The sequence below is a fragment of the Mycobacterium sp. NTMscope_Eco_3 genome (assembly GCF_976985685.1).
In genome coordinates, this window is sequence record NZ_CDRJYZ010000005.1 from 1 (window position 1) to 21,110 (window position 21,110).

Below are 21,110 nucleotides of genomic sequence, written 5' to 3' on the forward strand. Positions count from 1 at the left end.
CTGTACGGTCAAGAGGACAAGCAGACGTCGTTCACCATCGGTGACGCGCATGTGTCCATCGCCGACGACAACACTAAACAGGTCAACGTTTACAACAACGGCGTTCTGGTGCGCACCATGCCCACCTCGATGGGCATGGGGGGCACGAAAACCGTCGCCGGGCAGACCCTCACGTTTTGGACCCCGCCCGGGGTCTACACGGTGATGGATAAGTCCAATCCGGTTGTGATGGATTCGTCTACCTATGGCTTGCCCGTCAGTTCCCACCTCGGCTACCGCGAGACCATCAACTACGCCACCCGCATCAGCCCCGACGGGATTTATCTTCACCAACTCGACAGCACCGTGTGGGCCCAAGGCAACACCGACACTTCCCATGGCTGTCTAAACCTGAACGGCGACAACGCCAAATGGTTCTTCGATTTTTCCCGATCAGGCGACATCGTCGACGTCCGCGACACCGGGGGGCCGCCACAGTCGTTGCAGAACAACGGTGACTGGAGTGTGCCTTGGACGCAATGGCAGGCCGGAAGTGCCCTCGCCTGACCCGGCTAACTCTTCCCACAGCCCGAGCAAAACACCGATAAATTCAGACGCAGGCATGGCGTGGCTGCTGGCTGACGCGGCAGGGCCATGCCTAACTGGTGAACAGCGCACGATGGTGTTTGTCGAATTAGGTTGTGGGAAAAACCATCTGGCGATCGAGCGGATCCTTCATGTCGTTGTAGGAAAGGGATTCCCGTTGCCGACTCCCCTGCTGGCGGCTCTCACGGAATGGCTGAATTTATACGTCGGCAGCCCCGAGGAACGGTTGCTGCGGGACCTGACCATGCAGGTCCGTTCGCTGCGACCCGACTTCGAATCGGGACAGTGTTCTGATTAAAATCTATGTGCTAATCGGCTTAGCCGAGGCACGACCCAAGTGCCGTGCATAACGATCGGCTACAGCGGGTAACCCCGGCAAGCAATTTTCCCACGACACCCGAGGACGCAGACATGACCGTTCCTGGACCTCCCGGACAGCAGGGCGGCGATGCACCGTCTGTGAGACAGGAGCTGGTGGCATCGTTTGACCACTATTTGGACGCCCAGCGGTTGGTGGATCAGATGTCCGATGACGGGTTTCCCGTCGAGCACGTTCGGATCATCGGTGACGGGGTGCGCACGGTCGAACATGTCACCGGGCGGATGACCACCGGCAAAGCCGCCCTGGCCGGGGCCGGTAGTGGTGCCTGGTTCGGTCTGCTGGTCGGCTTGCTTCTATCGATCTTCACGGCGGGTCCATTGTGGGTATGGATGCTGCTGGTCGCGTCGATTATTGGTGCGTTCTGGGGTGCCGCATTCGGCTTTATCGCACACGCCTCCACTCGGGGCAAGCGTGACTTTTCCAGCGTGCAGGCCTTGGAGGCGCAGCGCTACGACGTCTACGTCGCGGCGCAGTATGCCGCAGAAGCCGCTGCCCGCTTCGTCCCGGGATCACGCGTGGATGATTCAGACGCGGCACGGACTGCGTAAACGGTGAGCAGAGACCGTTTTCCAGGGGCAGGCCGACGCACAGTCCCTTCGCTCTCAGGATCAAATAAGCAGTTCGGATGGCTGGTTGACGACCACCACGCCATCCGGGGAGGGCTCACCGTTGGTTCAATTAAGGCGGTTCGCTCCAAGTTGGGTGCGCTCGGGGAACCGGACTGAAGTTCCGGCCGGTTCGGACTGGGCAGCCGCGGCGGGGCGGTCACTGGCGAATTCGTCCGTGACGGGCCAGCCCGCGGCCGCTCATCCCACTGACAAACCCGGCGACAGGACTCCGGCGGTGGCCCTGGACCGACGGCGGCAGTGGGTTGCCGCGGCGGTGCGGATCGTATTCGGCGTGATTTGGGGCATCGACGCCTGGCTGAAGTGGCAACCCGGGTTCCGCGCCACCTTCCTGCCGAACATGATCGCCACCGCGGCCGCCGAGCCGCACTGGCTTGCGCCGTGGTTCGACTTCGTACTGCGGCTGGAACGCCCCGCACCCGCAATGGGTGCGTATCTGGGCGCTGCTGTCGAGACGGTGATCGCAATCACGCTGATCGTCGGAGTCGCCCGGCGCGCCGTCTACGTCGCCGGGGCCATTTACAGCCTTCTGGTATGGACCACGGCCGGCGGCTTCGGGGCGCCGTACCCGCCGGGGGCCACCGACATCGGCCCCTCAATCATCTATGCGGTCGTGTTCTGCGCCTTACTGGTGATGCTCGAGCACGGACTCGGCAACCGCTTCGCCCTGGACGACACGCTTGTCCGCCGCCTGCCATGGTGGTCCCGCCTCGCCGGCCCGCCCCTTCGATAGGGTCGCGGCTCCCTCGACCGAAGATCCGCAGCCAGTGTCTCGTTTGTAGAAGAACCGAGACAGTCTTCCGGTGACCTCTCCCCCACCCGTAGCCCCAGGCCGCTGTGTGTGATCTTCAGGGCTAAGTGGCGGCGAATCTTCAGAACTATTCGGCGGGTCTGGGGTGTGTCGGGAACCTTGAGATGACAAGGGACAAAACGGAACTACGGTCCCTGCCATGCCCGTGGATAACAGGTCATCGTTAGACTACTGACACTGCACCTGATGACCGCTGACGGACAGGGGGTTCGTGTGCCAAGCGAGACCCACTGGACTGAGGACGCGGAGCTCTAACCCGAGGTGTCGGTTAAGCGGGAGCTGAGTGTCAGCGGCGGGGATCTCGGCGACGTGCAACGCCAGGTACCCATGCGATCGGCGTTGGCGGCGACGTTATGAGGTGGATGAGGCGACGACCACGGGTAGATCGTCAGCGACCGGGGCCCGGCGACGTGTGACGCACAGCTTGACGCTGCCCTGCATATTCTCGATGACTTTCAACTTTCCGGCACTGCCGTTCCTGCCTTGGGGCTCTCAGAACGCAGCGATCACCGCGAACCACCGCTCGTCGAGATCCCGTTGCGCGCGTGGTGGAGCGCCTGGCTTGTCGGGCGCGGCGCTGTCTGTTGTGGCCACCAGAACCAGCGGCCGAGCAGAGCCGCGATTGAGGGCGTCATCAGGGAGCGCACGATCAGGGTGTCGAAGAGCAGTCCGAGGCCGATGGTGGTGCCGGCTTGGCCGATGGAACTCAAGTCGCTGGCGGCCATGGACATCATGGTGAACGCGAACACCAGACCGGCGGCGGTGACGACCCCGCCGGTGCTTCCCATGGACCGGATGATCCCGGTTTTGAGTCCGGCACCGATTTCCTCTTGAAATCGTGAGACCAGGAGCAGGTTGTAGTCCGAGCCGACCGCGAGCAGGATGATCAACCCGAAAACCGGTGCGATCCAGTTCAGTTCCAATCCGAGTATGTGCTGCCACACCAGCACTGACAGCCCGAAGGCGGCGCCGAGTGACAGCAGCACGGTGCCGACGATCGCTATTGATGCGATCGCGGCGCGAGTGATGATCAGCATGACCGCAAAAATGAGTGTCAGTGCCGCGAGTCCGACGATCATCAGGTCGTATTTCGAGCCGGCCTGGATATCGCGGTAGACCGCCGCGGTCCCGGCGAGGTAGAACCGCGCATCAGTCAGGCTGCTTCCTTTGACGGCTTGGTGCGCGGCGTCGAGTTCAGGTGTGACCGCGGAGATACCTGCCGGGGTGGCCGGGTCGGTGTCGTGAGTGATGATGAAGCGGGCGGCGTGGCCGTCGGGTGAGAGGAACAGTTTCAGACCTTGCTGAAAGTCGGGATTTTCGAACGCTTCTGGAGGCAGGTAGAAATAGTCTCCGCTTTTCGAGGCGTCGAAAGCCTGGCCCATGGCGCTGGCGGTGTCGGTCATCCGTACGATCTGGTCGACGAGGCCGGCGAAGCTGCTGTGCATCGTCTGCAGGCTTGCCCGCATCGCTGTGGCGACGGAGATGATCGGCGGGAACTGTTGCGCCATCTGTGGAATCAACGTGTCGACGTTGCTGACATCGCCCAGTAGCGTTCTCATGTTCTCGCTGAACTTGTCGACGCCATCGATCGATTCAAACACCGATTTCGTCGCCCAGCAGACTGGGATATTGAGGCAGTGCGGCTCCCAGTACAGGTAGCTGCGGACGGGCCTGGCGACGTCGTCGAAATCAGCGAGGTGATCTCGGATGTCGTCCAGCGTCGCTTTCATGTTGTTCACGTCGCCGACCATGTGATGAGTGGCGCCGCTCATCTGTTGGACGAAGCCGTACATGCGCTTCATCGAACCGATCATGGCGCCGAGGTCGTCGCTCATGGTGAGCATGTCGGCTGCCCGGTCTTTCATGAACTGAAGGTTTTCCCGTATCGGGATCGACTGCGCGCTGATCTGAAACGGTATCGACGTGTGATCGACCGGCCCGCCCAGCGGGCGGGTGATGCTTTGCACCATCGCGATCCCAGGTGTGCGAAAGACCTCCTTGGCGATTCTGTCCAGGATGATCATGTCCCCGGCATTGCGCATGTCGTGATCGCTTTTGACCATCAGGATGTCGGGATTCATTGTGGCAGTGCTGAAGTGGTGCTCGGCGGCGGTGTAACCGACGTTGGAGGGCAGATCTGCGGGAATGTAGTTGCGGTCGTCGTAGCTGGTTTTCATGCTCGGCATGATCGCGATGCCGACCAGGGCCAGTGCCAGCGAGGCGGCGAGCACCGGTGCGGGCCAGCGCACCGTCGCGGTGGCGATGCGACGCCAGCCGCGCACTTTGACAGTTCGTTTCGGATCGAGCAGACCGAACCGGCTCGCCACGGCGACGATGGCCGGCGCCGCGGTCAGCGCCCCGGCGACCACAATCAACAGACCCAGAGCTGACGGGATGCCCAGGGCTCTGAAATACGCCAGGCGCGCCAGGTGCAGGCACAAGGTGGCCCCGGCGATCGTCAGCCCCGAACCCAAGATGATATGAGACGTGCCGCGAAACATACTGTAATAGGCCGTTTCTGCGTCTTCGCCGGCTTGGCGGGCTTCCTGGTAGCGGCCGATCAGGAAGATCGCGTAGTCGGTGCCCGCCGCAATAGCGAGCGAGGACAACATGGCGACGACGAACGTCGAAAAGCCCAGCAGATCGTAGTTGCCCAGGATCGCGACGACCCCTCGGGCGGTGCCCATTTCGAGGCCGACCATGGCGAGTACGAGCAGCACCGTGCTCACAGAGCGATAGGTGAGGAACAGCATGATCATGATGACCACCCCGGTCACGCCCATCATGGTCAGCATGCTTTTGTCGGCGGCCTCGTTCATGTCGGTGGTCAGCGCGGCCGGCCCGGTGAGGTAAACCCGCATCCCCGCGGGCGGGGGCGTGCGGGCGAGGACGACGCGGACCGCTTTGATCGATTCGTTGCCCAGTGTGCTGCCCTGGTTGCCCGCTAAGTTGAGCTGGGCGTAGGCGGCTTTACCGTCCCGGCTCTGGACTCCGGCCGCGGTCAGGGGGCTGCCCCACACGTTTTGGACGTGCTGCACATGCTTGTGGTCGCCCTGCAGTTCGTGCACCAGCCCGTCGTAGTAGCGGTGCGCGTGCTCACCGAGCTTGGTGTCGCTTTCCAGCACCACCATGGCGACGCTGTCGGAATCGAACTCGTGAAACGTCGCACCGATCTGTTTCGAGGCGATCATCGACGGTGCGTCCTGGGGCGACATCGTGACCGCGTGGTTGCGCGCTGCCGACTCAATCGGCGGCCAGAAAACATTGACCGCGACGGTCACCAGAAGCCAGGCCAGGATGATCGGCACCGCAAACCTGCGCACGAACCGCGCCAACCGCGGACGCGTCTGGTTGCCGGCGGTCATGCGGCCTTAACCAGACACGACACTTGAGCATGATGCTCGGAGGAGTGGTGCTCGTCCTTCACCTCACCGTTGACGGTGATGCGGCAGCCGAGATTGTCGCTATCGCCTTGGGCCACAACGTTGGCGATCACCGACGACATCGTGGTCGCTATCGTGTAACGCCAGGGCAGGCTGCTGAAATTCGCCTGCGCGGGCCGGGAATCCACGTCGACATAGCTCACGCGTCCCGCGGTGCCTGTGGCTCCGAACACCTCGTAGGTCACATGTTTGACGTTGATCTGGGGTAGCTGCTGGGCCTGGCCTGCCGTCGCCGAAAAGATGGGGTCAGAACCGAATACCCCCCGCAGCTTGAAAACTCCGATCGATCCGAGCAAGACCACCAACACCACGACAATCGGCACCCACGCACGCTTCAGCGTCGCCAACATTGCGCTGTCCTCTCATCCTTGCGGTGCCCCGCACGACCAGGGCCGACGTCCGACCGCGCAGGTCAGCGCCGCCTTCCCGCAGCCCGTGCCGACCCCTCACACGGCACCATACCCCCCAGGGTATTGGTAAAAGGAAGCCCGTTCCACGGCCCGGGGTCTGCGACCGACACCTCAGGCGAGGCTCAAGAACAATTTCTCGAGTTCCTCGATCGTCAATGGCGCTGGGCCATCGGCGTGGTCACCGGGGGCATCGAGACAATGACGAAGACCGGACGCAATGATCTTGAAGCCGGCGCGGTCCAGGGCCCGCGACACCGCTGCCAGCTGCGTGACGACATCTTTGCAGCTGCGGCCCTGCTCGATCATCGAGATGACCGCGCCGAGCTGCCCGTGCGCTCTGCGCAACCGGTTCAGCGTTGCTTCGATGTCTTGGCTGGCGTGCGCCGATCGCGGCTGCGCCAAGGATGCTTTGCCAGCAGTTTTCACCATGCCAATCTTCATACCATACCCCAGGAGGTATACGTTACAGGGTGACGGTCAGTACCTGATGGCGCCCGGTGGGTTGCCCTCACCGCCTACTGTCTATACGGTAGGGGGTATGACACTGGAGCGCCCCTTTAGATAGTTGATCGCTGGGAAACGCGTTGTCTGACAATATTTTTCTCGATGATGAGGAGCATTTATGACTGACCGGCAGCCGCCTGTTACGGCTTCCGAAACACTGACGTTGTGGCTGGACCCGGTGTGTCCGTTCTCGTGGAACACAGCGCGCTGGTTGTCCACCGCCGCCGACGAGGCGGGATTCAACATCGAATGGCGCCTCATGAGTTTGGCGATACTGAACGCGGGACGTGAGTTGCCGGAGCAACAGCAGGCCCGGATGCGCGACTCGCGGCAGGTCGGGCGACTGATGGTCGCGCTGCGCGACGAATTGGGCGCCGACGCGATCGCCAAAGCCTACTTCGCCTTCGGCCACCGATACTTCGACGAGTCAGCCGCCCTCGACGACGACCTCGTCAAGCACGTCCTTGCGGCGGCAGGCGCGCACCACGTGACAGCTGCGGCACTGTCGGATGCGAGCCTGGACGCCGCGGTCGACGATTCGCATCAGGCCAGCCAAGACGCGCTCGGTGAGGCTTCGGGCAGTCCGCTGATCACGATCGACGGACACACCGTCTTCGGGCCGGTCCTCACCTCGGTGCCTGCCGCGGACAAAACATCGGCGATCTTCGAGGCGGTCGCAACCCTGGTGGGCACGTCGGAGTTCACACAGCTCGAGCGTCCGCGCACCCACGCATAGCGAACCCAGCGACAAGGACGGTCATGTGTTATGCCGTGCGGCGCCCTACCTGCGGCAAGACGACCTGGGCCGGGTGCGGACTGCCCATCGGTGCCGTCAAACGCTCGGTCCCCGCGACCCTGGTGTGAGGGCCACCCGCAGGGGTCCGTCACCGGACACAAGCACGACACAGAAAAGCAGCAGAAGGAAGAGGTCAGAAGAATGACGAAAAAGTTGGTCGTCCTCGGCGCCGGTATCGGCGGACTCACGGTCATCAAGGAACTCACCGAATCCGGTGTGTCTCTTGACGATCTCGACATCACCGTCGTCGATGAGGACTTCTCACATTTCCTGGGTTTCACCTTGCCATGGGTCATGCGCGGCTGGCGCAATGCTGACAGCGTGCCGATCCGACCCAGCGACAGCACATTGGCTGGAGTCCGCCGGGTGACCGGGACAGTCCGCGCCATCGACCCTGCGACACGCAGCGTTACCCTGGCCGACGGCAGCGACATCGCTTTTGACGCCTTGATCATCGCGACCGGCGCCCGCAACGCCATCGACAACGTCCCCGGACTGCGCGACGCGACCCAACGCGGCGTGGCGGTGCACTACTACAGCACAGACGCCGCCGCGCACGCACACGAAGCACTGCAGACATTCTCCGGCGGCAAACTGGTGTTCCTGGTCACCTCGCAGCCCTACCGCTGCCCCGTCGCCCCGTACGAAGGTGCGATGCTCGCCGCGGATCTACTGCGCGACAAGGGATCACGCGAGCATGCGAACATCTCGGTGTACAGCCCCGAAAAGCAACCGATGCCCTCAGCGGGACCCTTCGCCGGACCAGAACTCGTCGCCCTGCTCAACGCCAACGACATCGAATTCTTCGGCGAGCACGCCGTCGCCGATATCGACGCCGACGCCCGACAGATTCACTTCCATAACGGCGCAAATGCCGATTTCGACCTGCTCGTGTTCATACCTCCGCACGAACCCGCCGTGACACTGGACGGGCCGGGATGGATCGAGGTCGACGCCACCACCATGCAAACCCAACACCCCGGCGTTTTCGCGATCGGCGACACTACCGTCACCACCTCCCCGTCAGGACGATCGCTGCCCAAAGCCGCCATCTTCGCCAAAAACGGCGCCAAAGCCGCCGCCCTCAACGCCCTGCACTATCTCGGCATCACAGACACCGACACCGCATTGTCCGGCGAAGGCTACTGCTACCTCGACACCGGCGGTGGTGCATCAGCGCTGGGCAAAGGGAACTTCTTCGCCCTGCCGCACCCAGCCATCCATCTCAGCCCGCCCTCAGAACAGCTGCACCACGACAAACAGGACGAAGAACGCGACTGGCGGGCGATCTGGGAGCACCAACCGTCAAAGCCGGGTGACTAAGAAAACCGAATCTGCAAAACCGACCGCTACGCTGGGCCCAGCGTTGATATTTCAGCTCAACCGGAAGCTGTCTCGGTTATAGAGAATCGGGACGAGCCAAATTGGAATGATTCCAAAAAAGTTTTTGCAGCTCGCGCTGCCGCGTGCCGTCTCGTTTGTTGTCTCACACCGGCGTGTCTCGAATCCGCTGTGCCGCAGGCTATGAGACGGTTTGCCGGTGACCTCGATTCTGGGCTATGCCCGTGTCAGCACTACCGGCCAGGACCTCGACGGGCAGCTGACCGCGCTTGCCGCCGTCGGCGTCGATGCCGACCGAGTGTTTACCGACAAACTTTCTGGGTCCGCCAAGACAGCCCGGCCAGGGCTGGCCTCCATGCTTGATTACGCCCGCGCCGGCGACACCGTCGTCGTCACCGCCATCGACCGACTCGGCCGCTCGGTCGCCGAAGTTACCCGCACCATCGCCGAACTCGGTGAGCGCCGAATCCTGTTGCGCGCCTTGCGCGAAGGCATCGACACCGCCACCTCGACCGGGCGCGCGGTCGCCGCCATTATGGCGACGTTGGCCGAGCTTGAGCTCGAGCTCGGCCGTGAACGCCGCGCCGCATCCCGTGAGTCCCGCCGCGCCCGGGACTTGCCGGCAACCAAACCACCCAAGCTGAGTGCTGAGCGACAACAGCAGCTGTGCCGTCTGGCGGCGACCGGGGAGCCGGTAGCCCAACTGGCTACGGCTTTTGGGATCGGGCGCGCGACTGCCTACCGCTACCTTGGTGCGGCGGTCCAAGGTTGACGGGTTTCGTGGCGTGGCTCGACGAATCCGGCTCTAACCAGGCAATGGACCCGGGGACGTACATCTTAAGCGCTGCCATCTGCGAAGAAACCCATGCCGAGGCCGTGCGAGAAGCCATGCGCGGGCTTTTGGTGAGCAAAAGGCACCGCAAGCTTCACTGGCGCGACGAAGACCGCGGCCGCCAAGCAACCATCGCCAAGACGATCGCCGAACTCCGCGTCGAACACCTCGTTGTCGTGCGTTCGGAGGCAACCACCACCGGCCGCCCTGAACGTCAACGGCGCCTGTGTATGGAGCGGATGCTTGCCGAGCTGGTCAAGATGGGAGTGAGGCAAGCGATCTTGGAATCACGCGGCCGCAAGGATGACCAACGGGACCACCAAACACTTGACTACCTGCGCCGCAAGCGCATCCTCGACGGCGGGCTTCACATGGACCATGTCGGTGGCCCAGCAGAACCCATGCTCTGGATCGCCGATGCCTGCTGTGGAGCGGTCACTCAAATGCGCTGCGGTGACCGGCACTGCTACGCCTTGATCGAGTCGAAGGTCACGCTCGTCGACGTCTGAGTCGGAGCCCAAGAAACGCGAAACCCCAGGCCCTGTCGTCCGGCAGGATCTCCTGGGGTTCACTTCCGATGCTCACCGCAATGGCATCGGCGTCCCCACCACTATATCCCCATAGCACCCATATGGGCGGCACCTGCGCATACGCGTTGATGCCACCGGCACCTATCCCGTAAGACATCCCCGCATATGCGGTGATGCGCTCGCCTCGCCGAGGGCCAGGCCCGGCAGACTCAGGGCTTGTGGCGGAATTGCTGATCGCGGTCAATCCCGACGACGAGTCCCGGCTGCGGCTGTTGCTGCGTGTCCCGCTGGCTGGCGGTGACCTGCTTTTCCGCACGTCGGGGACTTGGCCGCGGGAGAAGGCCTTGTTCGCCTACCCGGTCCCGCTGGAGGAGTGGCCCGAGGATCCGGTAATCGTCGAACGAGTGCCACTGAGGTCGTGCCATCGGCGCGGCGCGGCGATCGACGTGATCGCCGACCGATCCCGGCACAACCGCTCCCAACTCGTGTTCACCCAGGCACGAGGCCGTGACGCGGTGTTTTGGCAGTCACCGCGCACCCGCAAGCAGGCCCGCCCGAACGTGCGCACCCCGACCGCCCGCGCCCACGGCATCGAGGAGTTGGCGATCGTGATCGACAGCCACGAGCAGTACGCCTACCGATTCCCCACCCAGCAGGTCACCACGGTGAAGCGGGCGCTACCGTGCGGGGACTACGGCATCGTCATCGACGGCCAGCTCGTGGCCAGCGTGGAGCGCAAATCGCTGGCCGATCTGGTCGCCAGCCTCACCGGCGGCAAGCTGCGCTACCAGGTCGGCGAGCTGGCCGCGCTCCCGCGGGCGGCGGTCGTGATCGAGGACCGCTACTCACAACTGTTCAAACTCGACCGGGTTCGCCCCGCTCTGATTGCTGACGGGCTCGCCGAGCTGCAGATCCGCTGGCCGAACGTGCCCGTCGTGTTCTGCGAGACCCGCCAGCTCGCCCAGGAATGGACCTACCGATTCCTGGCCGCCGCCCACACCTGGGCAGTCACCGAACATGCTGCACTGCAACGCATCTCACCGGCCACGATCGATGCCACAGAACTCGACCAGGCATCCGTCGCGCCGACACCGTCCACTGCGGAGGTCCGCGCCTGGGCCCGCAGCGCCGGGTTGCCGGTGCCCGATCGCGGGCGCCTGCGCCCCGAAATTTGGGCTGCCTGGCACGACGCCAACTCGCCCAACCGAACCTAAAGCGTCCACGGACTGCCTTGAAACCGCGGTGGCGGACCGCGGTGTGGCTATCTCACCCGCTTGGCGCGTTGTCCCGAAAACGTTCGTTATTGGGACAGCAGCTTCATTGGGAGGCCCCCTGGAATTGGCTCGTTAAGGATCACCGCCGGGACGATGCCACGGGGTGCCCGGACTTTTAGCTCAGACCAGTAACCGATTAGTGGTCGATGGTGTGCAGGTCGCGTCTACCCCACCAGCCACCCCGCCACGGTGTACAGGTGATCCACCAGCTCGTACATCAGCACTAGGCCACTTGCGGTATCGCGCGCGAGTCGCAGCCACCGCAACACCGGACGCCCCTCGTCGTCGCCCTGGTCCCGATCATCTTGTCGTCGCCGCGTCATCGCGCGTCCTTCCGCCCTGGCCCCCACGCAATGGGAGGGGGTCCAGTGATTCCTTTGGGAAGTTGCGCGTTTCCCAGGGCCGCGCACCGTAGCCCAAGCCCACTCGGGCGCGCCAAGACTCGTCACTCTGTTAGTCTGTAACTCCGAAACTCAGTACGTTCGTAACTTACGGATATACAAACTCACAGACTTACGAACTCCGGGAGGAAATATGCAGGTTGTAGCTGTGCTGAGCGAAAAAGGGGGCGTCGGCAAGACCACCACGTGCATGAGCCTGGCCGGCGTCACCGCAGAGGCTTCCCGCACACTCGTTGTGGACGTCGACCCTCAAGCGTCCGCCTCATGGTGGTCGGCCAACATCAACGATGAGCACCGCCCCTTCGACTTCGCGACCGCCACCGATGTCACCCAGCTCGGCGGGCTGCGTGACAAGGCTGAGGCCGAGGGATACGACGTCGTGTTCGTTGACACCCCCGGCAGCCTTGAAGGGCGCGCAATCCTCAAGACCGTCCTCGCCAGCTCGGACTACGCCGTGATCCCGACCGAGCCCGCGCCGCTATCCGTCGAGCCGCTCATCCGCACCGTCCGCACACTCATCGCCCCCAGCGGCGTCCCCTACCGGGTGCTGTGCAACAAGATCGACGGCCGCGCCGCAGGCATGCGCGACGATGCCTTCAGAATGCTCGACGAGCAGGGGATACACCGGTTCCGGGCATCCACCCGGCTGCTATCTGCGCACGCTTATGCCCCCGCCCAGGGCCTCGTGGTCACCCAGTACCCGAGAGACAGGTACTCCATCGAGGCCGCCAGCGAATACCGTGCCGTCGCCCTAGAAATGTTCGCCGACTGGCGAACCCCGATCGGACGCCACACACAGTTGGCCGTCTCCGCACGAAACCCAGGAGGACAGTGATGGCAGGCCGAAAAGTTGACCTCGCAACCCTCGGCGAACGGGTCACCGTCGACCTGTCGCCACAGCCCGAATCAGCCCCCAACCCGCCGCCGGCGGCCGCAACAGCTCCGGTAGCGTCTGAAACAGCCGCATCGACTCCCGCCCACCACACTCCTCGCAGGCCAGCGCGCCGCAGTCCAAGAAAGCCCACACCCGGACAATGGGTCCGTTACGACGAACTCGAACGCAAAGAGACCCGCCTGCGCGCCGACCAATACGGACAGCTCAGCGACCTCAGCCGAAGCCTCAACCGCCTCCGCGCAGGTAGGGGCGAGCGGATTACCGAAAACACCCTCATCAGAGTGGCCATCGACCTATTGCTGAGCCGAGAATCCGACCTAACAGGATCCACAGAAATCGAACTCCGTGAGTCTGTCGGTCTGTAAGACCGTAACTCTGTAACTCTGTAGTTTACGAAGTTACAAACTCTGTAGTTTTTGAAAGCCGGGTCAAGCGGCATCGCCGCCGCTACAGCCCGTCGTAGTGCCGGGCGCTGCCCCTTTCCTACGGGCCGCCCATTGTGGTGAAACGGTGTGGTGTGGCTGTCAAGGCCAATGCCGCTACGCGGTCGACCACGGTCGAGCCTTTGACAGCCACACCGCACCGCACAAGACGGCCACTACGAGGAAGGGACAAGAAAGAAACAATTTTTCCTCAGGCCACATCCCGAGGGAGGAGATAATCGGCCGCTACCGTTCCACCTCATGCGAGTGGGCGTCTACATCGACGGGTTCAACCTCTACTACGGCGGCAAGTTCCTCTGTGGCCCCAGCACCCCAGGGTGGCGCTGGTTGGACCTCCGGCAACTGGCCACGGACCTGATCACCAACCACTCACCGTGGACCAACGTCACCGTCGAGCGCATCGTCTACTGCACCGCCCGCATCTCCGGCGTCGACAACCCCGTTGGGCAGCACGAGCAGGACGCCTACCTCGCTGCGCTCACCAGAGGCAACATCGTCGACCACATCGAGTACGGCAACTACGTCACCCGCACCGCCCGCGCTCCGCTCGCCACACCCAACAGGCGCGGCCGACCGATCCTCACCGCACCCGGCGGCCCCGTCATGATCAAGAACGACGCCGGGCAGGACGAGCCCCGCGCCCGATTCATCGTGTCCGTCGCCCGCCGAGAAGAGAAAGGCTCCGACGTCAACGTGGCCGCCCACCTCCTCCTCGATGTCCTCAAAGGACAACCAGGACACAAGCCCATCGAAGGTGCGGTGGTCATCAGCAACGACACAGACCTCAAATTCCCCATCGACCAAGTGCGCCAACTGGTTCCGCTCGGCCTGGTCAACCCCACCCGCGGATACACCGCCACCTCACTCAGCGCGCCCGCCACCACCGGAGCCGGAAACCACTGGTGGTATCAAATGGCCGACGCCGACTTCAGGGCCTGCCAGCTCGCCGACCCAACCGGGGGAGTCCATAAGCCTCTACCCTGGTGAAACTGGCCCACAAAGTGAAAACCCGCCCCCTTCCGGGGACGGGCGGTATGGCACCAGTATGCAACGAGTCTTGCGCCGGCGCAATTCCCTCAAGCCGCATCGGCCAGACCGACGCACCTCGTACACCACCAGCTTCCCCCGAAATTGTCGCTCGCAGGCGTGCTTCGGCGGCGGGCTCTCCATCACGAAAAGGTCACGCTTTGACGGCGTGTCTTACCCGGTAAGTCTTTATGTCGCAGGAATGATCACCGCATGGCTCAATCACGTAGCACGCACAAGGGTGCCCGTGATCAAGTTCTCGCCCCGATCGCCGCGGTTGTTTACACAGACCTTGAGGCTCGAGCCGCTGACCACGGCACGAGCCTTAGCCAGTTGTCGGCCGACCTGCTGGCCATCGCCACCGGTTATCCGGCCCTTGCCCGCGACGTTCACCAAGCGGCACTCCTACCCGCGGCACCCACACCTGCACCCAGTGGCGGCCGACCTACCGCGGCCCGCGACGACGGCAGCAGACCCACCAAGTTGCGCGTCCCGTCGCAGGTCTACGCGGTTCTTCGTGACTGCGCTGCAAGGCATTCCATCGCTGCGGGTTCGGCTGCCGCCGATTTGCTCGCTATCGCGACTGGCCGCACCGAAGCGGTACGTCACCTCGATCGGGAGGTCCTGCTGCTCGCTATCTAGCTCCCGGCCCGAGAGTCGGCACCCCCGCGACATCTTCATAGCGTGCGGACCACCCCGCTGACATGACAAAGGCCCCGCGCTAGCGGGGCCCTGTCTGAGGGTTCAAGCCGAGTTACCAGCTCGGTTCCGGGTCCGCACCCGTTGCCCCTGAAAGGGACGTGTCTTGAGCGACTCGTCTCACGGTAGCGCATACCTGTCAGCTGTTCCAGACAACGCCGCGCACTGTGATCAACTTTTGTCCACACCACGTGTGGATTTGTGCGCCATCCCGTATCGAGGATGCACCGCAGTCCGACCACGCCGCGGTGTGGCCCGCACGGGCCCGCGCGCCGGCGCGTTGTTGGCCGCCAACTGCCGCGCGATCGCCGCGGTGATCGTGCTCGAGCTCGGTGAGGCCCCATATGCGGGGGTGCCGTGTTGGAGTGGGAGAGCGCAGCGGTGGGCCACGTTCACGGTTGCGGTGGCTTATGACTGCCGCTATGACACCGCGGTGCGCCCGTTGATGCCGGGTAACCCGATCAGCCGCCGAGCGCTGCTGGCGGTCGCTGCGGCCCGCGCGGGCTATGCCGATTACGGCACCGGCCGGAATTGCCGGCCCTCCAATGAGCGGCTGGCCGCCGATACCGGCTACTCGGTACGTACCGTGCAGCGCGCCGATGCTGTGCTGCGGCTGTTGGGGGTGGCCTCTGAGGTGCTGCGCGGTCGCCAGCGCACCCGCATGGAGCGGTTGGCGTCCTGGCGGGTGGGCGACCGGGGTCGGGGCTGGGCCAGTGTGTGGGCGCTGCACGATAACCGGCAGCTCACCGGCTTGGTGTCTGGGCTGTCACCCCACCCGCGTAGCGGTCCCGTTAGGGATAAACACTCACCTAACCAAGTGGTTACTACCGGCACCGGTGGCCCTGCGGGCCGCCGGCAGGGCGGCGCGCCGCGCCGCCGAGCACCAGATGCCGGGGGCGCCGGCCTGGCGCGGGCGTGGCGCGCCGATTCCCATGCTCCGCCGTGGGCGCGCCGGCACAGCGCGGCGGCGTGGGCGGCGATCCTGGCCGGGCCGGCCGCGCACGGCTGGAGCCCGCGCGATCTCAACGCGCTCATCGGGGACTGGGCGGGAGTGAGCGGGCGGCGGATTCCGGATGCTCCGCACAAGCCGATCGGGCTGTTGGGCGCGATGCTGGCCTGGCATGGCCGCGAGCGCCTCGAGGAGCGCCCGGCCGCCCTCGACGAAGCGCGGGAAGCCGTCGAGCGCGCCGCGCACCAGGCGCACCTGGCCGCGCAGCGCGCCGCCCACACCGAACATGAGCGCGCCCGCGCCGCCGGCCGCGCCGCGCTGGGCAGTGCCGGGCATACCGCCGCGCGGGCGATAGCGGCCGAAGCCGCGCGTGCCGCGGCGCGCAAACGCGCCCGCGCCGCCGCCCACGATGCCGCGCGGGTGGCGGCCGCGGCGGCCGCGGCCCGCACGCCTCCACTCAGGTCCGAGCCGCGCGGTTAGTAGGGGCCGGCGCGGTGATCCCCGCACACCACGTCCAGGCGCGGCAGCCGCGCCAGCGGTGTCCCGTACACCAGCCAGTCGAGTACGCGCTCACTACCGAGCTGAGCGCGGCGCACCAGCAGCTCGGTCAATGCGGTCTCATAGTCCATCGGTTTGCCTCGTTTCGGCCTGGGCGGTGCGGCGTTCCCATCGTCTATCGGTGATGCCCCAAGCCGGCGTCGCAGCGACGTGATTTGGCGCCCGGTATGCGGCTGCTGCCGGATGCCCACTCGACGTGTTAGCCGGCCTAATCAGGTCGGGAAAATCGGGTTGTTAGGTGTGCTTAGCACTGTCGGGTGTGGGCGGGGTGGGTGCCGGCAGTTAGGTAGTCGGCCCAGGCTGGTTTTGCCGGCGGCGAAGGCGACCAGGCGGGTGATGTTCGTCGGTGCTGGGATGCCAGCCCGACAGCACGTTGGTGGCGATGGCGTTGCGCACCGCGCGCCGACCGGCGGGGGCAGCTCGGCGGAGAGGTCGTCGACGCGGCGCCACAAGCGTCGCCAGCTCCGCATCGTCGTCCACCGTCACCTCTGCTATCCAACCCTTCCGCAGGTTTATCCCACCCGCTTTTCTGCCGAATCTCCCGCCTACCTGGGCTTCCTTCAGCCTCTGCCGCACCCGTGCCCAGCAAACCTTTTGCTCCTACCTGCGTGTCGCCATGGCACATTTGCACAAGGGTGTGCGAGGCTGCCTGCTGGGCAAACGTTGTTTGCCCAGCAGGATGGGTCGCCTGACGGCGGCGCGCGAGCGGGGTGGTGGGCCATGTTGACGATTGCGAAGCTCTCGCGGTGGTCGGTCAATTACTACAACGACACCGCCCGCGCAGCTGGGCAGGCAGCCAAAGACGCCCAGCGGGCGGGTGGTGGGTTGGGGGAGTATTACGGCGAGCACGACACCCGCACCCCCACTTGGTTGTGTGCCGGCGACGCCCGTGCCGCGGCGGAATTGGTGGGGTTGAGCGACACGGAGCGGGCGGGCGGGGATGCTGATCCGGAGGTGGTGGCGCGTTGGCTGGATGAGGGGGCCGCGCCGAACGGGGTGTGCGGGCGTGGGTTCGGCAAGCGGTCGGTGCATGGGTTTGATTTGACGTTTTGCGCACCCAAAAGTGTGTCGCTGATCCGTGCGCTGCGCGGTGATGACGTGGCCGACAAAGCGGTCCTTTCCGCGCACACCACCGCCATCGCCGAGGCGCTGGAATACCTCGCCGCGCATGCCGGCTACAGCCGGGTGCATAACTCGGTCACCGGGGACAAGGACCTGGTGCGGTTGCCGGGGTTGGTGGCGGTGGCGTATCAGCATGAGACGTCGCGGGCGGGGGATCCGCACCTGCACACTCACGTGCTGGTCCCGAATCGGCAGGCCCGCGGCGACGGCCGGTTGGTGTCGGTGGATGGCACGTCGCTGTATCACGAAGCCAAAGCCGCCGGGGTGATCTACCAAGCGACGCTGCGCCGCGAGCTGCACCGGTCGTTGGGGTTGGAGTGGGCGCCGGTGGACCCACAAACGGGGATGGCCGAGATTGCCGGCATCGACCCCAAGACGATCACGGCGTGGTCGCAGCGTTCGAGTGCGTTGCGGGAGTGGGCCGCGGACAATCTGACCGTCGTCGACGCGGCCAAAGGGCTGTCGGCGGCGCAGTTGGGGGCCGCGCAAAAGGCCACCCGTCCGTCCAAGCCCGAGCAGTTGGCGTGGGCGCAACTAGCGCAGGATTGGCGCGCGGATGCGCGCGGTCTGCGTTTTGATCGGGACGCCTACACCCAGGCGCGGAAAGCGCGACAGGCGTGGAGTGCGGCGGCTACCGCGCCGTTGGATCGGCGCCGGCTGTTGGCGGCGGCGGAGGCGATGGATAAGGCCACCTTCACCCGCGCCGATCTGGTGGAGGTGATCGGGGCGCAGCTGCCGGTGGACACCGAGCGTGGGCCGCGGGAGATGGTGGAGGCCGCCGTCGACGCACTGGGTTTGCGGGTGACTGCGCCCCGGTTGGCGCATCAGCGTGAGGGCCATGACCGGTTCACCCTGGAGGCGTTTCTGGCCGAAGAACAAGGCGTGCTGGACCTGGTGGATGCCCGCGATGTGCGGGCCCAGATCTGGGTCAACGAGCACGATGCCGCCGGGCTCTCACCCGACCAGAAGCGCGCGGTGCACAGCATTGCGGGTTCGCCGTGGTTGGTGTGTCCGTTGTCGGCGCCGGCCGGGGCGGGTAAGACCACTTCGCTGCGCGCGCTGGCGGCCGGGGCGCGCCGGTTTCGGGGGCAGGTGATGGTGGTGGCCCCGACCGGCAAGGCGGTTGATGTCGCTATCCGGGAGGGTGCCGGGGATGTCGGCTACACCGTGGCCAAGGCGCTTAAATCGTTACGTGACGGAACCCTGACGTTGCGCCGGCCCGGTGTGGTGATCGTCGATGAGGCCGCCATGATCGGCACCGACGATCTACGCCAACTGTTGGCCGCCACCACGAAGGCGGGCATCAAGGCGGTGCTGGTCGGTGATGCCCACCAACTGAGCCCGGTCAAGGCCCGCGGGGGAATGTTCGCCCAACTCTGTCAAGACTTGCCGTGGACGCAGACCCTGTCGGAGGTGTGGCGGATGCGCGACCCCGAGGAACGCTCCGCGTCTTTGGCGCTCAGGGACGGTGGCCCGGCCCCGATCCGGCGCGCCGTCGACTGGTACCGGGCGAACGGGCGGCTGCACACCGGCGATGACATCGCGATGGCCGCCGACGCCCTCACCGGCTACCAGGCCGACACCGCGGCGGGCAAGGACACGCTGCTGATCTGCGACACCACAGAAATGTGCGATGCGCTCAACCGGCGCATCCACGACGACACCATCGACAGCGCGTTGCCGACCGTCGGCGCGGCGCGCGGACACCGCATCGCCAAGGGCGATGTGATCCTCAGCCGGCGCAACGACCCCACCAACCCGGTTCATGACGCCGCCGACTTCGCGAAGGCCGCGGATCCGGTGCGCAACGGGCAACGCTGGCGCGTCTACGCCGTGGACTCCGACCATGACCGGATTGCCGCGCGCCGGCTCTCTGATGGCGCGCGTGTCGCCTTCACCGGCGACTACCTCCAGGAACATGTCACTCACGGCTATGCGGTCACCGTGCACTCCGCCCAAGGCGTCACCGCCGACACCACCCACGCCGTGCTCGGCGAACACACCAGCCGCAACCTGCTGTATGTCGCGCTGACCCGCGGCCGCGAATCAAATGAGGCGTACTTGTACGAGCGGCGGGCTGGGGAAACCGAACACGAACACGCCGCGCAGCTCGAGCCGGGTGTGCACCTGGCGCGCCGCGGCACCAGCCGCCAAGCCGCCCACCTCGCCCGCCACATCATCGGCACCCGCCACGACCAAGCCCACACCGCCCACGACGTGGCCGCCGGAGCCGAAGGCCGCGAGCAGCTGCCCCAGCGTGTCCAACACCTGCTGGACCGGCGCGCCCACGCCGTCCAACGGCGCCGCGCGGCCTACTGGCAGTCGATTCAGGCCACCGTCGATGAGCGCATCGAGCAGCAACGCTTCATCGACGAACACCTCAGCCGCAACCAGGATCGCGAGCAGGGCCAGGACTACGGGCTGGAACTGTAATAAATCGCAGACTTGCTGGCTGGTTGCCCTTGGTCGAATTCTGCGCACACCGCATGCGCGGGCGCCGATGGCCTCGTCGGCGTGGGCTCGGGCTCGCGGGTGGAGCGTGCGGGCCGGGTCATCGTTGATGCCGTTGTCGGCCAGGACAAGTTGGTGACGTGCTATACCCTGAAGGGGTATGGGGTTCGGCCTTCGGAGCGCTGCGGTGGGGCAGCGGTTGCCCTATTCGGCAGCTTCGGCCGGTCCCGAGCTTCAATGTTTACGATGCTCGAGGTCGGCGGGGGTTTGGAGCTGCTGATGCCTTGCTGGTCGCAGCCTGCGCGACGGCGGTGACAACGAATGTGAGAGGGACAGAAGGGGCGTCTGGTGTCTATCGGTCGACGAACTCGCCTGAGTCTTAGCGCGGTCGTTGTGATCAGTGTGATGGCGGTGGCGGTGGTGGTGATCGGGCGAGGCGATGACCACAACGGTGCGCTGCTCACAGCGTCGGTCCCGCGCGCTGAAATGCCTGCGACCGTTACTGTCACTCCGGGCCCCGATGCGGTGAACGTTGATCCGCTGGGTGCGGTCACGGTGAGCGCGGTCAACGGCACGCTGTCTGACGTGCGGATGGTCAACGACCAAGACAAGCCAATCCCAGGTGTTATGGCCCCCGATCACCTGGTGTGGAAGCTCGGCGGGCCGCTGGGTTACGGCCGCAGCTACACCCTCACCGTGGTCAGTCGTGGGCAGACGGGAACTTTCGCGTCGCAGATGTCGAGTTTCACCACGCTCACGCCCAGCACTCAGGCTTCGGTGTCGCTGACCACGACGTCGGGTGCGGCGCTGCGCGACGGCGGCACCTACGGGGTGGGCACGGTCATTGTCGCCCACTTTGATGAACCCATCATCGATCGCGCGGCCGCGCAGCGCCGACTGACTGTGACGACCGCTCCGGCCGTCGAGGGTTCCTGGTATTGGGTTGATGACCACAACGCCCATTGGCGCCCGGAGCACTACTACGCGGCGGGCACGAAAATCACCGCGGCGGCCAACATCTACGGCGCGCCG

19 protein-coding genes are annotated in these 21,110 nt (G+C 65.1%); 14 read left to right on the forward strand and 5 right to left on the reverse strand.

Going from position 1 to position 21,110, the window contains the following annotated elements; translation table 11 throughout:
• The 4 genes from AC0KTM_RS29705 to AC0KTM_RS29720 all read left to right on the forward strand — a co-directional run.
• The coding region (locus AC0KTM_RS29705; protein WP_472417599.1) for a L,D-transpeptidase at nucleotides 1–546 on the forward strand (546 nt) is incomplete at its 5' end.
• A gap of 55 nt (nucleotides 547–601) precedes the next feature.
• Nucleotides 602–883, forward strand: a complete 282-nt coding sequence (locus tag AC0KTM_RS29710) for a hypothetical protein (protein ID WP_054585745.1) — start codon at nucleotides 602–604, stop codon at nucleotides 881–883.
• A gap of 113 nt (nucleotides 884–996) precedes the next feature.
• Nucleotides 997–1,515: a YflT domain-containing protein gene (locus AC0KTM_RS29715; RefSeq protein WP_051445806.1), complete on the forward strand. Its 519-nt coding sequence runs from the start codon at nucleotides 997–999 to the stop codon at nucleotides 1,513–1,515.
• A gap of 235 nt (nucleotides 1,516–1,750) precedes the next feature.
• The gene (locus AC0KTM_RS29720) at nucleotides 1,751–2,326 is read left to right on the forward strand and encodes a hypothetical protein (RefSeq protein WP_139315447.1); all 576 of its coding nucleotides are present in this window, start codon (nucleotides 1,751–1,753) and stop codon (nucleotides 2,324–2,326) included.
• A gap of 584 nt (nucleotides 2,327–2,910) precedes the next feature.
• Here the strand turns inward: AC0KTM_RS29720 and AC0KTM_RS29725 are convergent.
• From AC0KTM_RS29725 to AC0KTM_RS29735, 3 genes are all read right to left on the reverse strand, one after another.
• Nucleotides 2,911–5,769, reverse strand: a complete 2,859-nt coding sequence (locus AC0KTM_RS29725; protein WP_051445807.1) for an MMPL/RND family transporter — start codon at nucleotides 5,767–5,769, stop codon at nucleotides 2,911–2,913.
• Entirely contained in the window at nucleotides 5,766–6,197 is a 432-nt protein-coding gene (locus AC0KTM_RS29730) for an MmpS family transport accessory protein (RefSeq protein ID WP_042910275.1), read from the reverse strand. Before AC0KTM_RS29730 ends, AC0KTM_RS29725 begins: the two co-directional genes overlap by 4 nt.
• A 171-nt stretch (nucleotides 6,198–6,368) precedes the next feature.
• Nucleotides 6,369–6,686: a metal-sensitive transcriptional regulator gene (locus AC0KTM_RS29735; RefSeq protein WP_051445812.1), complete on the reverse strand. Its 318-nt coding sequence runs from the start codon at nucleotides 6,684–6,686 to the stop codon at nucleotides 6,369–6,371.
• 193 nt (nucleotides 6,687–6,879) lie between these two features.
• Here AC0KTM_RS29735 and AC0KTM_RS29740 point away from each other — a divergent pair, with 193 nt between their 5' ends.
• The 5 genes from AC0KTM_RS29740 (at nucleotide 6,880) to AC0KTM_RS29760 (ending at nucleotide 11,474) form a co-directional block, all read left to right on the forward strand.
• Entirely contained in the window at nucleotides 6,880–7,497 is a 618-nt protein-coding gene (locus AC0KTM_RS29740) for a mycothiol-dependent nitroreductase Rv2466c family protein (protein WP_051445808.1), read from the forward strand.
• A 201-nt stretch (nucleotides 7,498–7,698) separates the two neighbouring features.
• On the forward strand, nucleotides 7,699–8,880 hold the full coding sequence (locus AC0KTM_RS29745; protein WP_042910276.1) for an NAD(P)/FAD-dependent oxidoreductase: 1,182 nt from the start codon (nucleotides 7,699–7,701) through the stop codon (nucleotides 8,878–8,880).
• A gap of 217 nt (nucleotides 8,881–9,097) precedes the next feature.
• Entirely contained in the window at nucleotides 9,098–9,670 is a 573-nt protein-coding gene (locus AC0KTM_RS29750; RefSeq protein ID WP_042910277.1) for a recombinase family protein, read from the forward strand.
• 8 nt (nucleotides 9,671–9,678) lie between these two features.
• Nucleotides 9,679–10,239, forward strand: a complete 561-nt coding sequence (locus tag AC0KTM_RS29755; RefSeq protein ID WP_083651534.1) for a hypothetical protein — start codon at nucleotides 9,679–9,681, stop codon at nucleotides 10,237–10,239.
• Between the two features lie 239 nt (nucleotides 10,240–10,478).
• Nucleotides 10,479–11,474: an ERCC4 domain-containing protein gene (locus AC0KTM_RS29760; protein WP_042910278.1), complete on the forward strand. Its 996-nt coding sequence runs from the start codon at nucleotides 10,479–10,481 to the stop codon at nucleotides 11,472–11,474.
• 224 nt (nucleotides 11,475–11,698) lie between these two features.
• Here the strand turns inward: AC0KTM_RS29760 and AC0KTM_RS29765 are convergent, their stop codons facing one another.
• Nucleotides 11,699–11,857, reverse strand: a complete 159-nt coding sequence (locus AC0KTM_RS29765; RefSeq protein WP_154074437.1) for a hypothetical protein — start codon at nucleotides 11,855–11,857, stop codon at nucleotides 11,699–11,701.
• Nucleotides 11,858–12,068: 211 nt separating this feature from the next.
• Here AC0KTM_RS29765 and AC0KTM_RS29770 point away from each other — a divergent pair, with 211 nt between their 5' ends.
• From AC0KTM_RS29770 to AC0KTM_RS29780, 3 genes are all read left to right on the forward strand, one after another.
• On the forward strand, nucleotides 12,069–12,770 hold the full coding sequence (locus tag AC0KTM_RS29770; protein ID WP_054585403.1) for a ParA family protein: 702 nt from the start codon (nucleotides 12,069–12,071) through the stop codon (nucleotides 12,768–12,770).
• Between the two features lie 743 nt (nucleotides 12,771–13,513).
• A complete protein-coding gene (locus AC0KTM_RS29775) occupies nucleotides 13,514–14,260 on the forward strand; it encodes an NYN domain-containing protein (protein WP_042910280.1) in 747 nt (248 codons plus the stop codon).
• A 988-nt stretch (nucleotides 14,261–15,248) separates the two neighbouring features.
• Nucleotides 15,249–16,427, forward strand: coding sequence for a helix-turn-helix domain-containing protein (locus AC0KTM_RS29780; protein WP_154074439.1), 1,179 nt, complete (start codon nucleotides 15,249–15,251; stop codon nucleotides 16,425–16,427).
• On the opposite strand, the gene AC0KTM_RS29785 is transcribed toward AC0KTM_RS29780, so the two are convergent.
• A complete protein-coding gene (locus AC0KTM_RS29785; RefSeq protein ID WP_154074436.1) occupies nucleotides 16,424–16,576 on the reverse strand; it encodes a hypothetical protein in 153 nt (50 codons plus the stop codon). The genes AC0KTM_RS29780 and AC0KTM_RS29785 overlap by 4 nt on opposite strands.
• Nucleotides 16,577–17,225: 649 nt before the next feature.
• On the opposite strand from AC0KTM_RS29785, the gene mobF reads away from it, so the two are divergent.
• On the forward strand, nucleotides 17,226–20,060 hold the full coding sequence (mobF, locus tag AC0KTM_RS29790; RefSeq protein ID WP_042910282.1) for a MobF family relaxase: 2,835 nt from the start codon (nucleotides 17,226–17,228) through the stop codon (nucleotides 20,058–20,060).
• A 411-nt stretch (nucleotides 20,061–20,471) separates the two neighbouring features.
• On the forward strand, nucleotides 20,472–21,110 hold a 639-nt coding region (locus AC0KTM_RS29795; RefSeq protein ID WP_472417600.1), incomplete at its 3' end, for an Ig-like domain-containing protein.

Bases quoted from the DNA above. Each gene is read 5' to 3' on its own strand.
- AC0KTM_RS29745 (WP_042910276.1), top strand. From the start codon at position 7,699: ATGACGAAAAAGTTGGTCGTCCTCGGCGCCGGTATCGGCGGACTCACG.
- AC0KTM_RS29740 (WP_051445808.1), top strand. From the start codon at position 6,880: ATGACTGACCGGCAGCCGCCTGTTACGGCTTCCGAAACACTGACGTTG.
- AC0KTM_RS29775 (WP_042910280.1), top strand. From the start codon at position 13,514: ATGCGAGTGGGCGTCTACATCGACGGGTTCAACCTCTACTACGGCGGC.
- AC0KTM_RS29725 (WP_051445807.1), bottom strand. From the start codon at position 5,769: ATGACCGCCGGCAACCAGACGCGTCCGCGGTTGGCGCGGTTCGTGCGC.
- AC0KTM_RS29715 (WP_051445806.1), top strand. From the start codon at position 997: ATGACCGTTCCTGGACCTCCCGGACAGCAGGGCGGCGATGCACCGTCT.
- AC0KTM_RS29765 (WP_154074437.1), bottom strand. From the start codon at position 11,857: ATGACGCGGCGACGACAAGATGATCGGGACCAGGGCGACGACGAGGGG.
- AC0KTM_RS29735 (WP_051445812.1), bottom strand. From the start codon at position 6,686: ATGGTGAAAACTGCTGGCAAAGCATCCTTGGCGCAGCCGCGATCGGCG.
- AC0KTM_RS29710 (WP_054585745.1), top strand. From the start codon at position 602: ATGGCGTGGCTGCTGGCTGACGCGGCAGGGCCATGCCTAACTGGTGAA.
- AC0KTM_RS29730 (WP_042910275.1), bottom strand. From the start codon at position 6,197: ATGTTGGCGACGCTGAAGCGTGCGTGGGTGCCGATTGTCGTGGTGTTG.
- AC0KTM_RS29785 (WP_154074436.1), bottom strand. From the start codon at position 16,576: ATGGACTATGAGACCGCATTGACCGAGCTGCTGGTGCGCCGCGCTCAG.
- mobF (WP_042910282.1), top strand. From the start codon at position 17,226: ATGTTGACGATTGCGAAGCTCTCGCGGTGGTCGGTCAATTACTACAAC.
- AC0KTM_RS29770 (WP_054585403.1), top strand. From the start codon at position 12,069: ATGCAGGTTGTAGCTGTGCTGAGCGAAAAAGGGGGCGTCGGCAAGACC.